The 13,777-nt window shown below is 59.8% G+C and carries 9 protein-coding genes and 1 tRNA gene; 5 read left to right on the forward strand and 5 right to left on the reverse strand.

The window, feature by feature from the left end; genetic code table 11:
- Positions 1-357 precede the first annotated feature (357 nt).
- The 5 genes from glgA to glgB all read right to left on the reverse strand — a co-directional run bounded on the left by glgA (position 358) and on the right by glgB (position 9,939).
- A complete protein-coding gene (gene glgA / locus DW136_RS03835) occupies positions 358-2,679 on the reverse strand; it encodes a glycogen synthase GlgA (protein WP_199580155.1) in 2,322 nt (773 codons plus the stop codon).
- Between the two features lie 90 nt (positions 2,680-2,769).
- Positions 2,770-3,897, reverse strand: a complete 1,128-nt coding sequence (gene glgD / locus DW136_RS03840) for a glucose-1-phosphate adenylyltransferase subunit GlgD (RefSeq protein ID WP_118289124.1) — start codon at positions 3,895-3,897, stop codon at positions 2,770-2,772.
- A 4-nt stretch (positions 3,898-3,901) separates the two neighbouring features.
- On the reverse strand, positions 3,902-5,050 hold the full coding sequence (locus tag DW136_RS03845; protein ID WP_035138263.1) for a glucose-1-phosphate adenylyltransferase: 1,149 nt from the start codon (positions 5,048-5,050) through the stop codon (positions 3,902-3,904).
- Positions 5,051-5,156: 106 nt separating this feature from the next.
- Positions 5,157-7,583 (reverse strand): glycogen/starch/alpha-glucan phosphorylase, encoded by a 2,427-nt coding sequence (locus DW136_RS03850; protein ID WP_118289125.1) that lies wholly within the window; start codon positions 7,581-7,583, stop codon positions 5,157-5,159.
- Between the two features lie 94 nt (positions 7,584-7,677).
- Positions 7,678-9,939: a 1,4-alpha-glucan branching protein GlgB gene (gene glgB, locus DW136_RS03855; RefSeq protein ID WP_199580161.1), complete on the reverse strand. Its 2,262-nt coding sequence runs from the start codon at positions 9,937-9,939 to the stop codon at positions 7,678-7,680.
- Positions 9,940-10,270: 331 nt separating this feature from the next.
- Between glgB and DW136_RS03860 the strand changes: the two genes are divergently transcribed.
- The 5 genes from DW136_RS03860 to DW136_RS03880 all read left to right on the forward strand — a co-directional run.
- The gene (locus DW136_RS03860; RefSeq protein ID WP_118289126.1) at positions 10,271-10,960 is read left to right on the forward strand and encodes an HAD family phosphatase; all 690 of its coding nucleotides are present in this window, start codon (positions 10,271-10,273) and stop codon (positions 10,958-10,960) included.
- Positions 10,961-10,969: 9 nt separating this feature from the next.
- Positions 10,970-11,611: a thiamine diphosphokinase gene (locus DW136_RS03865; RefSeq protein WP_118289127.1), complete on the forward strand. Its 642-nt coding sequence runs from the start codon at positions 10,970-10,972 to the stop codon at positions 11,609-11,611.
- Between the two features lie 69 nt (positions 11,612-11,680).
- Positions 11,681-11,753 (forward strand) — tRNA-Ala (locus DW136_RS03870).
- A gap of 798 nt (positions 11,754-12,551) precedes the next feature.
- Positions 12,552-13,097 carry an antiterminator LoaP gene (loaP, locus tag DW136_RS03875; protein ID WP_233546532.1) on the forward strand — a complete coding sequence of 182 codons (546 nt, stop codon included), beginning with the start codon at positions 12,552-12,554 and terminating at the stop codon, positions 13,095-13,097.
- Positions 13,098-13,163: 66 nt separating this feature from the next.
- The coding region (locus DW136_RS03880) for a sugar transferase (protein ID WP_233546533.1) at positions 13,164-13,777 on the forward strand (614 nt) is incomplete at its 3' end.

Here is a 13,777-nt window from a genome sequence, read left to right on the forward strand (position 1 = left end):
GTACACAGGCTGTATAAACAACATCCGTTTACCATCGGCGAACGGTTGTCCTAGAAAATCGTTTTACCATTCAAATTATCGCGATATTCAATAATGCCTATACCGATACTATTTGTAGCCAAACAAAAGTACCCCGGTTTACTATGATAAATTGAATGATCTCAACTACGGTCATTTTGGTGATATTAAAACCGCAGGTAGAGGCGTTGCCAATTTCGTAGATTACCAGCCGTGGTCGGCCGGAGCCATTTTGTCGTAGTAAACCGGCCCTCTTTTTAATAGAGAAGTTCAACGCAAAAGAGGACGCCTGGTTGAGCGCCCTCTTTTGCGTTGAGGATTAAGTTTTAATCGTCCGGATTAGCGGCGCTTGCGGGCGGCCGTTGCCTTGCGGACGGAGGTCTTCTTGGTAGGAGCCTTTTCCTCAGTGGGAGCGGCGGGGGAGACCGAGACCTCCTTGGCGGGCTCGGTCTTTGCCGTAGCCTTCGGAGCGGTCTTGACCTCAGCGGCCTTCGGAGTCGGCTCGGCCTTTACTGCGGGCTTTTCCTCGGCCTTAGCCTCTGCCTTGGGAGCAGCGGTCTTGGCCGTGGCCTTTTTGACCGTCGTCGTAGCGCGCTTGCGCGTTGTGGTTTTGGCGGCCGGCTTGGCCTCGACAGCTGCCTCGGCCTTGGACTCGGCAGGCGTCTCCTCGACCTTGGCGGCCGGCTTTGCGGCAGCCTTGGTTTTGGTCGACTTTGTGACCGTGGCCTTCTTGGCGGTCGTGGTCTTGGTCGCGGTCGTCTTCTTGGCTGCAGTCTTGGCCGGAGTCTTCTTGGCCGGCTTGGTCTCGGCGGTCTCGGCCTTTACCTCGGGAGCAGCCTCGGCCTCGGCGGCCTTCTTGGCAGCGGCGGTCGTGCGCTTGCGCGTAGTCGTTGCCTTGGCGGTAGTTGCCTTGGCAGCGGTGGTCTTGGTGGCAGCGGCCTTGGTTGTCGTAGCCTTCTTGGCCGTCGTCTTGCGCGTCGTGGTCTTCTTGGCAGCAGGCTTCGCAGCCGGCTTAGCCTCAGCCTCGGGAGCAGCCTCGGGAGCTGTCTCAACCTTCACCTCAGATTTAGCCTCAACCGGCTTCTCCTCAGCCTTAGGCTCGGGCTTGGCCACAACCTCGGCCTGGGGCTCGGGCTCGGCCTCAGCCTTCTCAGCCACAACCACAGGCTCGTCGACAACCGCCGCCGGCCTCTCAATCTCCGGGTGCATAAAGAAGTACAGATCCAGATACTTGTCGGCCGAGCGCGTCCAGCTAAAGTCCTGGCTCATGGCCTGCGTGACCAGTTGGTTCCAGGCGTCACGGTTGTCCCAGAACAGGCGAGCCGCGCGGAACACCGCGTCGCCCATCTCGTCGCCGTTAAAGTTGGTAAACGAGAAGCCCGTGCCCTCACCAGTGAACTCGTTGTACGGAACAACGGTGTCCTTCAGGCCACCGGTCTCGCGCACGATGGGCAAGGTGCCGTAGCGCATGGCGATGATCTGCGACAGACCGCAGGGCTCAAACTTCGAAGGCATCAGGAACATATCGGCGGCAGCGTACATGCGCTGCGACAGCGCCGGGTCAAACTCGATGCGCGCGGCCATGGTGCCGGGGTACTTGTCCTGGAAGTAGCGCAGGCCGTCCTCGTAGTCGCGGTCGCCAGTACCCAGAACGGCCACCTGAACGCCGCCGGCCAGGATGCGGTCGAGCGCGTACATGACCAGGTCCATGCCCTTCTGGCGCGTCAGGCGCGTGACCATCACCATAAGCGGGCGGTCGTCGCGAACCTCGAGACCCAGCTCCTCCTGCAGCTTGGCCTTGCACACGGCCTTGCCGGAACGGTCGTCAACCGTGTAGTTGGCGGCAATGCGCTTGTCGGTTGACGGGTCAAAGGCCGCCACGTCAATGCCGTTGAGGATGCCCTGCAGCGCGTAGGAACGCTCGCGCAGCACGCCGTCCAAGCCCTCGCCAAACTCGGGTGTCTGGATCTCGCCCGCATAGGTGGGGCTCACCGTGGTGATGGCATCAGCATAGTGCAGCGCACCCAGCATATAGTTGATGCTGCAAGCGTCGCAACGCAGCTGCGAGGCGGCCGCCGGAATATGCGCCACACCCAGGATGTCCTCCATCACGGTGTCGCTAAACTGGCCCTGGAACGCCACGTTGTGGATCGAGAACACGGTCTTGACGCGGTCGTACAGCGGCAGGCCCTGGTAGAACTCGCGCAAGAACACGGGCGCCAGCGCCGTCTGCCAGTCGTTGCAGTGCAGGATGTCGCACTCAAAGCCGGCCGGCAGGTGCTGCAGGCTCTCGGTGATGGCCTTGGAGAAGAACGCAAAGCGCTCGCCGTCGTCAAAGAAGCCGTACGGATAGTCGCGCGCAAAGTAGCGCTCGTTGTCGATGAACATATAGGTGACGCCGTCGTGCTCGAGCTTCTCGAGCCCGCAGTACTCGTTGCGCCAGCCCAGGCTTACGTAAAAATCGGAGAAGTGCTCCATCTGCGCCTTATACTCGTCCTTGATGGTGGCGTACTTGGGCACCATCACGATAACTTCGGCGCCGGCGCGCACAAGCGCCGCAGGCAGCGAGCCCGCCACGTCGCCCAGGCCACCGGTCTTCACAAACGGTGCGCACTCGGCCGAGGCAAACACGATCTGCATCTTTTTGCTGGAATCTGCCATATTGTCTCCCATGTTGCAATTCGAGAATAGCCGCCTGGCGCTAACCGGGCGGCTATTCTACATTTTACGAGCGATGTTGCGGTGCCAACGTTAACGTACGATGGTGGTGTCGGAAGTTAACGGAGCCTTGCCCAGCACCAGGATGTTCTCGGGCGTGCCGCGAAGCTCGGTGTTGGTGGGAACCACGTTGTTCTTGTCCAGAATGGCGTTCTCGACGCGTGCGCCGCTCTTGATGATGCAGCTCTGGTTGATGATCGAGTTAGTCACCGAAGCGCCTTCCTCGACCACGACGCCGCGCGACAGGATCGAGTTGCGCACGGTGCCCTTGATGATGCAGCCGGCCGAGATGATCGAGTTGCACGCGTGGCTGCCGGTCGCATAGCGCGAAGGCGGCACGTCGTGAGCCTTGGTCAGGATCGGGCGCTCGGGATCGAAGAGATGGTCGGCCACGGTCTGGTCGAGCAGGTCCATGCTGCGGCGATACAGCGACTTCTCGCTAAACACGCCTACGACCTCGCCCTTGTACTCGTAGCTGCACACGTCGATGTTGCCAAAGTCGCCCTGGAGTGCCTCGAGCAGGTCCAGATAGTCGGCGGCCTGGTAGTGGTCGATGATCTCGAGCAGCGTATCGCGGTTGACGATGCAGCAGTCCATAGAGGCGTTGTCGCCGTACACGACGCCAGCGCTCACGCCCGTCAGGCGGCCGTTCTCGTTAATCTCGAGCTTGGTCTCGTCATCGACGTTGCGCGTGGCCTTGCAGTACACCACGGTCATCTGGGCACCGGAGTTCTCGTGCGCGTCGATGATGGTGTTGAGGTCCATGTTAAAGATAATGTTGGTGCCCATCATCACAACATAGGGCTTGTCCGAGCGCTGGAACAGCGTCTTGTTGGAGATGATGTCGCGCAGCAGGAAGCGCATGCCGCCCTTGGTGGTGCCATACGCGTTGCCGGGCACCATGAACAGGCCGCCCTTCTTGCGGTCCAGGCCCCAGTCCTTGCCCGAGCCCACGTGGTCGATCAGCGAGCGATAATTGCCCGGCATGACGACGCCGACGGTCTTAATGCCGGCATTCATCATGTTGGATAGCGGGAAGTCGATCAGGCGGTAGCGGCCCAAAAACGGAACGGACGCGATGGGGCGGTCCTTGAGCAGCACGCTGCCGTAGGTCGAAGAGTAGTTAGCGGTGATATAACCGATGGCCTTGCGATTGATCATCGGATCATTCCCCCTTCCCGATAACGACGTCATTTCCAACGACGGCCGTATCCTTGGTGGTATCGACAGAGCCGAGCTTCACGCCCTCTTCGACCGTGGAGTTCTCGCCCAAAATAGCGCGGCAGATGTGCGCGCCGCTCTTAACGTGCGCACCCGGCAGCAGCACGGAGTCCTCGACCACGGCTCGCTCCTCGATGATGACATCGGTCGAAAGGATCGAGTGGCGAGCGGTGCCGTAGATCTTGCAGCCGTTGGAGACCAGGCAGTCGTCCAGGCGGCCGTCCGGACCAATGTAGTGCGGCGGACGTGTGGTGATGTTGGACATGATGGGGAAGTTCTTGTCAAACAGATCGAACTCGGGGTTGTTGCCCAACAGGTCCATCGAGGTCTCGTGGAAGCTGGCGATGGTGCCGACGTCCTTCCAAAAGCCGTGGAACTCGTAGCTGTACAGGCGCTTGTTCTCGCCGAGCAGCTTGGGGATGATGTCCTTGCCAAAGTCGTGGCTCGAGCGCTGGTCCAGGGCGTCCTCCTCGAGCGCCTCGATCAGCACGTCGGCCGAGAAGATGTAGATGCCCATGGACGCGAGGTTCGAATCGGGCTTCTCGGGCTTCTCGGTGAACTTGGTGATGCGGCCGTCCTCGGGGTCGGTGGTCAGGATGCCAAAGCGGCTGGCCTCCTCCCACGGCACGGGCATAACGCTCACCGTGAGGTCGGCGTTGTTCTCAATGTGCGTCTTGAGCATCTTACGGTAGTCCATGCGATACAGGTGATCGCCCGAAAGAATCAGGACGTACTTGGGGTCGTTGGCCTTGATGTAGTCGAGGTTCTGCGTAATGGCGTCGGCCGTGCCCGCATACCAGGCGCCACCGGTCTGCGTCTCGTACGGCGGCAGGATCGACACGCCGCCGTCGCGGCTGTCCAAATCCCACGCCTCGCCGGAGCCCACGTAGGCATGCAGCAGGTAGGGACGGTACTGCGTCAGAACGCCCACCGTGTCGATGCCCGAGTTGGAGCAGTTGGACAGCGAAAAGTCGATAATGCGGAACTTGCCACCAAAGCTAACCGCCGGCTTGGCGATCTTTTGGGTGAGTGCCCCCAATCGGCTGCCCTGTCCTCCTGCGAGGAGCATCGCGATGCATTCTTTCTTACTCATCGATTTCTCCTTCTGTCATCGATGTTCCTAAACCCATTAGCGACGGGCGCGGCGCTCGGTCGCGCCCGTCGAGTAATGCCGTGCGGCAAAGGGAGCTCGCGCGCCTTTACGCGTGCCAGATCTCGTCGCGGTACTCGCGAATGGTACGGTCGGACGAGAACCAGCCGCTCGAGGCGGTGTTGAGCAAGGCCTTGCGGTTCCAGGTCTCCTGGTCGCCATAGCTGTTCGTGAGCTTCTCCCACGCATCCACGTAGCTGCGGAAGTCTGCCATGACCAGGTCGGGGTCGTTGTTGTTCATGAGCTCGTTGTAGATGCTCTCGAAGTTGCCCGAAAGACCCGCAAACGTGTTGTCCTTGAGCTCGTCCATCACGCGGCCCAGACGCTCGCGGTCGCCGTTGAGGGTATCCCACGCAAAGTAGCTGTTGGATGCCCAGAGCTGCTCGACCTCGGGGGCGGTCAGGCCAAAGATGGCCTCGTTCTCGCGGCCGGCCAGATCGGCGATCTCGATGTTGGCGCCGTCAAGGGTACCCAGCGTAATGGCGCCGTTCATCATGAGCTTCATGTTGGACGTGCCCGAGGCCTCCTTGCCGGCCGTGGAGATCTGCTCCGAGATCTCGGCGGCGGGGTAGATGAGCTGGGCGTTGCTCACGCGGAAGTTGGGGATAAAGCAGACCTTCATGACCTCGTTGACGCGCGGGTCATTGTTGATGACGTCGGCCACGGAGTTAATGAGGCGGATGGTCTCCTTGGCGAAGGTGTAGCTCGAGGCAGCCTTGCCGCTAAAGATGAAGGTCGTCGGCGTCACGTGGAAGTTGGGATCGGCGATGCGACGGTTGTAGATGTCCATCACCTTCATGATGTTCATGAGCTGGCGCTTGTAGGCATGGAAGCGCTTAACCTGAACATCGAAGACGGTGTTGGGGTCGATGACCAGACCGGTCTCGGCCTTGACGTAGGCGGCCAGGCGCTCCTTGTTGGCGCGCTTGGAGGCGCCCACGGCCTTCAGGAACTCGGTGTCGTCCTTAAACTCCTTGAGCTTCTCCAGCTCAAAGGCGTCCTTCAACCAGCCGTCGCCAATGGCCTCGGTCACGAGCTTGGCGTAGGTAGGGTTGGCCTCGGCAAAGAAGCGACGGTGCGAGATGCCGTTGGTCTTGTTGTTGAATTTCTCGGGCGTCAGGGCATAGAAGTCCTTGAGTACGATGTTCTTGATGATGTCAGAGTGGATCTTGGCCACGCCGTTGACGCTGTGGCTGCAGATCACAGACAGGTTGGCCATGCGAATCTCGCCGTCCCACAGGATGGCGGTCTGGCGCAGACGCTCCTGCCAGCCCTCCTGCGTGGTGTCGAACGACTCATGCCAACGACGGCTGATCTCGTCGATGATCTGGTACACGCGGGGGAGGAGCTTGGAGAACGTGCCGATGGGCCACTTCTCCAGAGCCTCGGGCAGGATGGTGTGGTTGGTGTAGCTCACGACCTGCGTCACGATGTTCCAAGCGTCATCCCACTCGAGCTTCTTCTCGTCGATGAGGATGCGCATGAGCTCGGGGCCGCACATGGCGGGGTGCGTGTCGTTGGTGTGGATGGCCACAAGCTGCGGCAGCAGCTCCCAGTTCTCACCGTGCTCCTTCTCAAAGGTGTCGAGCAGGCTGTAGATGCCGGCCGAAACAAACAGGTACTCCTGCTTCAGGCGCAGCAGACGACCGTGCTCGCCGGCGTCGTTGGGGTAGAGGATAGCGCTGATGGCCTCGGCCTCGGCGCGCTCGGCGTCGGCCAGGGCATAGTCGCCGCGGTTGAAAGCCTCCAGATCGAAGTGCTCCTCAACCGGCTCGGCGGCCCAGACGCGCAGCTTGTTGACGGTCTCGCCGGCATAGCCCACCACGGGGATGTCATAAGGGACGGCCAGGATGTCCTGCGTGTCCACCGTGCGGTAGAACGTGCGGCCGTTCTCCTCAAAGCCCTCAACATGGCCACCAAACTTAATGGTCACGGCCTTGTCCTGACGACGGACCTCCCAGGGATAGCCGTGGGTGAGCCACTCGTCGGTGGCCTCGACCTGGCTGCCGTTGACGATCTCCTGCTTAAACAGGCCGTAGCGGTAGCGCATGCCGTTGCCGTAGCCGGCAATGCCCTCGGCTGCCATGGAATCCAGGAAGCATGCGGCCAGACGGCCCAGGCCACCGTTGCCCAGCGCCGGGTCGGGCTCCTGGTTCTCGATGACGGACAGGTCAAAGCCCATGTCGTCGAGCGCCTCGGCGACCATGTCGCGCACGCCAAAGTTGAGCAGGTAGTTGTCGAGCAGGCGGCCGATCAAAAACTCGATCGAGAAGTAGTACACGCGCTTCTTGCCCTCGGAGGTCACACGGGCGTCACTCTTGGTGGCAACGGTGCGTGCCTTCTCGGCCACGAGCTTGGCCAGGGCGTTAAAGCGGTCCAGGTCACTGGCAGCCTCGACGCTCTTGCCACTGATGCTCATGACGGCATCGCGATAGAGCTCGGTAAACTCCTGCTTGTTGTCGAAGATCTTATTCATACGTTCCTTTCCCCCGGGGATGTTTCTCCCGGAACGGTTATGGCTTGTATCCTACGCCCCCCCGGGGCGGGTAATTACAGTGGTAACGACTTTGTTACGCTTTCTTGGCAGGAGCCTTAACAGCAGCTGCCTTTGCCTTGGGAGCAGTCTTTTTAGCTGCTGCCTTCTTGGTCGTGGTGGACTTGGCCAAAGCCTTGGCAGCGGGCTTGGTGGCCTTCGCCTTAGCCGGAGCCTTTTTAGAGGCCGCGGCCTTGGGCTTCACCGAGGACGTGCGCTTGCGCGTCGCCTTCTTGGGCTCCTCAACCACGGGCGGCTTATAGCTGCTGGGGCCGCGTCGCTTAAGCACCACGCCTGCCAGGCCGGGCACCTTCATCTCGATGGAGTCCATTTGCCCGTTCCAGGGATAGGGCTCGCTCGAGCAGGTGTAGGGTTCCTCGCCGGCGTATCCGCTGCCGCCAAACTCGGGACGGTCGGAATCGAAGATGACCTCCCAGTCGCCCTCGCGCGGCACACCCACACGGAAGCTCTCGTAGCTCGCCGGGTCAAAGTTGATCAGGATTACCAGGTCGTCATTGACGTCCTCGCCCTGACGCACAAAGCTCACGATAGACTGCTTGGAGTTGTCCGCGTCGATCCAGGTAAAGCCGTCGTCGGTGTAGCCGCGCTCGTACAAGGCGGGCTCGGCGGTGTACAGGTGGTTGAGCGCCTTAATGAACGCCTGATGATGACGGTGGGTCTCGTACTCCTCGGTCAGGAACCACTGAATGGACTCGTAGTAGCGCCACTCAATAAACTGGCCGATCTCGTTGCCCATAAAGTTGAGCTTGGCACCGGGGTGCGTCATCTGGTAGAAAGCCAGCGTGCGCAGGCCTGCAAACTGGCGCCACCAGTCGCCCGGCATGCGGCCGATCAGCGAGCACTTGCCGTGCACGACCTCGTCGTGGCTCAGCGGGCAAATGAAGTTCTCGGTAAAGGCGTACATGATGGAGAACGTGAGCAGGCCGTGGTTGCCGGGGCGCCATGGAAAATCGGTCTGCATGTAGTGCAGGGTGTCGTTCATCCAGCCCATGTCCCACTTGTAGTGGAAGCCCAGGCCGCCGTCCTGCGGCGGATAGGTCACGAGCGGCCAGGCGGTTGACTCTTCGGCCATCATCATCACGTCGGGGTAGTGCGTCTCTACGGCGCAGTTGACCTGACGGATAAACGCGCTGGCGTCCAGATCCTCCTCGGTGCCGTACTTGTTGAACTTCTTTTGGCCCGGATCGTCGATGCCAAAGTTGAGGTACAGCATGCTGGACACGCCGTCCATGCGAATGCCGTCCACGTGGAAGTTTTCGAGCCAGTACAGCACGTTGGAGACCAGGAAGGAGCGGACCTCGCCGCGGGCGAAGTCAAACTTGTGCGTTCCCCAGTTGGGGTGAATCTCGTGCTCAAACAGCATGTGGCCGTTAAAGGTGGCAAGGCCGTGGGAGTCGGCGCAAAAACCGCCGGGCACCCAGTCCATGATCACGCCAATGCCCGCCTCGTGGCATGCATCGATAAAATGCATGAGCTGCTGCGGGTTGCCGTAGCGCGACGTGGCGGCGTAGTAACCGGTCGTCTGGTAGCCCCAGGAGCCATCGAAGGGATGCTCCATGAGCGGCATGACCTCGATATGCGTGTAGCCCATGTCGCGCACGTAATCCACGAGCTCCACCGACAGATCGTCGTAGGTATAGAACTCGCCGCGCTGCGCGGGGAAGGGATCCATGGGGCCAGGATAGTTGCCGTACTCGTCCGGATCGCCCTGTGGCGCGTCGCCGTGGCGCTTCCACGAGCCAATATGCACCTCGTAGATGTTGAGCGGCTGTGACATGTGGTTATGACTGGCGCGGCGCTTGAGCCATGCGGCGTCGTTCCACTTGTAGCCATCGAGGGTCCACAGCACGCTCGCCGTTCCCGGAGGGCACTCGGCCTTAAAGGCATACGGATCGGCTTTGTAGAGCTTCTCACCCTCATTGGTCTCGATAAGGTATTTATAGAGCTGGCCTTGCTCGGCGCCAGGAATAAAGCCTTCCCAGATAGCGCTCGTATGCACGGGCACCAGCGGGTTGGCTTCCTCATCCCAGTCGTTAAATTCGCCAATGACATGCACGCTCTTTACATCGGGCGCCCAAACGCAAAAGCGCCAGCCGCGCGTACGGTTCTGCGTGTCGGGGTGCGCGCCCATCTTTTCCCAGCTGCGCTCCCACGTGCCGATGCCAAACAGGTAGACATCGTCCTTAGAGAGCTCCGGTGCGTGCGGGGCGGCTTTACGGGTTGCGGGCTTTTTAGCCGTTGGCTTTAGCTTTGTATCGCTCACGTTTGATCCCATCATGACGCGGCAGCGTGTTGCCTTGGTGACTAGATGCGAAAGGTCCAAGGCTGCACGAATCGAGGGGACGGCGATAGTTCTATGATTCGTTCCACCTCGCGTGCTCGGTGGAACTTTCGGCACGAAATACGATAACACCTGTTCGTTACTTTTATGGAGAAAAGTGGATTTGCGACGGTGTTTAATCGGCGAGCGCCATGTTTAGACCACTGGCAGAATTGCGATGGTAAAACTCTTGACAGTTTTACCAATTAGGGTTTCAAGATTGTTAGTCTGACGTTTGGTAAAACGTTTTTAGCAGGATGTTTACCATTTGACATCGAAAGGTTCGTTTATGTCCCAGACCGCCGCTCACAATGTCGCTTTTATTTTCGATTGCGACGGCACACTGGTTAATAGCACCCCCGTTTGGGCCTATGCCCAGCCCGAGTTATTGCACCGCCACGGTGTTGACGTGACGGTCGACGATTTTGCCCAGTTTGAGCATTTGTCACTCGAGGACGAGTGCCAGGCCTACCACGACACCTGGGGCATTGGAGCGAATGGCGAGGAACTGTATCGCGAGCTGAGCGACATCCTGATTGATGGGTACTCCAAGGTGCCGCCGCGCGAGGGGCTTCTGGCATTTTTGGAGCAGGCGAGGGCGGCGGACATTGCCATGTGCGTGGCTACTTCCACGCCGGCCGAGCTGGTTACGTCTGCGCTTGCGGGCGCCGGGCTCGATGCCTACATGGAGTTTGTGACCACCACGGGCGAGGCGGGACGCTCCAAGCAGTTCCCCGACGTGTACGAGCTGGCGCTGCGTCGCCTGGAAGAGCGCCACGGGCACAAGTTTGAGCGCGCCTGGGTGTTTGAGGACGCGGTCTTTGGGCTTAAGAGCTCCGGCACCGCTGGATTTAACCGCGTGGGCATCTATGACCCGCACGGCCGTATGGAGCGCGACGAGGTGCGCGCCAACTGCGACATCTTTATCGACAGCTATGAGGTCCTGGACTTGTCCCGCGTGCTTTCGTTTGAAGGCTAGGCGAGGGCCGTGGCTTGCAAAGTATTAGTGGTCTGTGGCTCGCCCGTGGTGGCGAGCGCGGATCTGCTGCGTCAACTGGCAGGGGAGTGCGACCACATCGTAGCCGTAGACCGCGGGCTGGACGCCCTGTTGGGCGCTGGCCTGAGCTGCGACGTCTACGTGGGCGATGCCGACACCGTAAGCGATGAGGGACGCGCTCTGGTCGATGCCGCTGTCGATTTTGAAGTAGAGCGCCACGACCCCTACAAGGACTATACCGATCTGGCGCTGGCGCTCGATTCCGTTCGCCGCCGCTGGCCGGGTGCCGAAGTGGTGGCAACCTGCGCCATCGGCGGCCGCCCCGACATGGCCCTGTCCGTACTGGGATTACTCGCGGCCTACGAGGACGCCCCCGTCTGGATCGCCGAGGACAAGGTGGTGGCCCGTATCCTCCATGCGTGCGAATCATGGACCATCGAAGGCGCCGAGGGCAAAACCTTCTCCATCATCGCCATAGCCCCCAACACTCAAGTAAGCGAATACGGCCTAGAATGGGAACTAGACCATAGCCCCCTGGGCCTTTTAGCCGACACAGGCATTAGCAACATAGTCCGATCCACCGCAGAGATCGAAGTCCACACTGGCACCGCCATCGCTTACCTATACCAATAAAGATTTAGAGCGTGCCCAAAAAAGTCCTTGCACGCCGCGCCAACTTCCCCTATAGTACTACCTCGTCACGGGGGCGTAGCTCAGCTGGGAGAGCGCTTGACTGGCAGTCAAGAGGTCAGGGGTTCGATCCCCCTCGTCTCCACCTTCGTCAATTCAAAAGGCCACCGGATATCCGGTGGCCTTTTTCATACCCATCAACCCACAAACCAAAGTGATGCGTTCACTCGCGCCCTCCCCGCAAAAAGTTGCGCAATTACCTTCCCAATTTTGTACAAAGTTTGTTAGCCAAAGATAATAGTTTGAGCAATTCACGCCGCCATCAATACAACTCAGGCAGTGCTCACCAACCTACACGCCCCCATAAACCTGCGGCAATGTGTGCAAGACGGCACAATATCCCCCATAACCACGGCAAATAAACAATATGTTGCTCAACACACCCCAAAACGCATGGGCCACCTGCTGTGCTAGGATACCTAACGTTACATGGGTTCAACTGTGCTCACGGCTCCAGCAAGCCGCTAAGCGCAGGGTCGATCAGCATCCGGCCGTAACGGCGGTGCCAGAAAAACCACGAGCTCCAATAGCGTCGTCATGCCTATCGCTTTGAATGACTTTGTTCTTGTCTGTGTGCAAGCTGTACTTTCGAATCGATATTTCATGACCAATCGCAGCAGTTCTACAGCTGTTTGCATGCGGTCCAGTTTTGTACCCGCTTGACTGGGCCGCGCGCAGCCAGCTGGAGTCGCGGTCTTTTTGCGATACGCGTCCGCGTCTCTAGCAACTGCACTTATACATACCGTTCACGGTGGGGCAGAGCCACGCGCTTGTCTAACTGGGCTCAGGGTTTGAATATGGAGCGCCTTCGCGCACAAGCGCCCTGGCGAAGCCATATCCAAACCCCGTGAGCCACACGTAAGACAGCAAGGGGGTGGTGCTCGTGTGGTATGTGATCCAGGTCATTAACGGTCGCGAAGACATAATGCGCGAGCGAATCGAGCGCATGGTGCCGGCTGGTGCCATGCAAGAGCTCTTTTATCCCCAATATCAAACCGAGATCAAAGTTCACGGCGAATGGGTCAATACGACCAAGCCACTCTTTCCCGGTTACCTTATCTGCGACACGGCAGATCCCCGCACCGTGCAACAGCATCTGCTGCGCATGGACGACTTTGCCCGGGTGTTATCCCAGGACGGTCAGTTTGTACCGTTAGCGAAAGAAGAGACCCTACTCATTGGCAGTTTTACCAATAGGGGAGACCGTGTAGTGCCCATGAGCGAAGCCCTAAAAGACGGCGATCAGGTCGTAGTGACAGCAGGTCCGCTGCTGGGCCACGAGGGCCTCATCAAAACCATTAATAGACGCAAGAGCACTGCTTATCTGGAGCTCGACCTGTGCGGCCGACGTGTGACTACGCGCGTTGGCCTTGCCGTGCTTTCGGCCGAACAGCGCGTAATGCGAAACCTAAAAAAGGCGATCGCCTAGCTGCTGGCGGACGCTACACAGAACAGGGAGGATCCCCGATCTGGGGACGAAGTGTTGAAAGAGAACGTGTCGGATAAACCTCAATATGCAACGGATGCGCCCGCGGGGGCGACGCTCATCGCTCAGGCCATGGACCGGCGTGAGGGCGGCGATCGCTACAAGGCCATGCAGTCCATCATGGACTGGGATCGTTCGCGCCTGGCCTACCGCGCCGTTAAGCGCGCCTTTGACATCGTGTTCAGCGGCTGCGTGCTGGCCGTCATAGCCGTACCCAGCCTTGTGCTTGCCGCGGCCATCCGCCTAGAGAGTGAGGGCAACCCCTTCTACAGCCAGATCCGAGTGGGGCAGACCCGCCCCGACGGCAGCCTGTCCACCTTCCGCATGTGGAAGTTCCGAAGCATGTACAAGGACGCCGACGAGCGCCTCGCCGAGCTCAAGGAACAAAACGAGATCGCCGGCGCCATGTTCAAGATGAGGGAGGATCCCCGCGTCACGAAGATCGGCAAGTTCATACGTAAGCACTCCATCGACGAGTTCTCGCAGTTCCTCAACGTGTTCCTGGGCCAGATGAGCGTGGTGGGCCCGCGCCCGCCGCTGCCGCGCGAGGTTGAGCAGTACACCGAGTACGACCTGCAGCGCCTGGCCGTGAAGCCAGGCATCACCGGCTGGTGGCAGGTGAC

The sequence above is a fragment of the Collinsella sp. AM12-1 genome, assembly GCF_003472325.1.
Classification (GTDB): domain Bacteria; phylum Actinomycetota; class Coriobacteriia; order Coriobacteriales; family Coriobacteriaceae; genus Collinsella.

Excerpts from the sequence above, each read along its gene's own strand:
- glgA (WP_199580155.1), bottom strand. The coding sequence starts at position 2,679 with ATGGCAGATTCCAGCAAAAAGATGCAGATCGTGTTTGCCTCGGCCGAG.
- glgD (WP_118289124.1), bottom strand. The coding sequence starts at position 3,897 with ATGATCAATCGCAAGGCCATCGGTTATATCACCGCTAACTACTCTTCG.
- DW136_RS03845 (WP_035138263.1), bottom strand. The coding sequence starts at position 5,050 with ATGAGTAAGAAAGAATGCATCGCGATGCTCCTCGCAGGAGGACAGGGC.
- DW136_RS03850 (WP_118289125.1), bottom strand. The coding sequence starts at position 7,583 with ATGAATAAGATCTTCGACAACAAGCAGGAGTTTACCGAGCTCTATCGC.
- glgB (WP_199580161.1), bottom strand. The coding sequence starts at position 9,939 with ATGATGGGATCAAACGTGAGCGATACAAAGCTAAAGCCAACGGCTAAA.
- DW136_RS03860 (WP_118289126.1), top strand. The coding sequence starts at position 10,271 with ATGTCCCAGACCGCCGCTCACAATGTCGCTTTTATTTTCGATTGCGAC.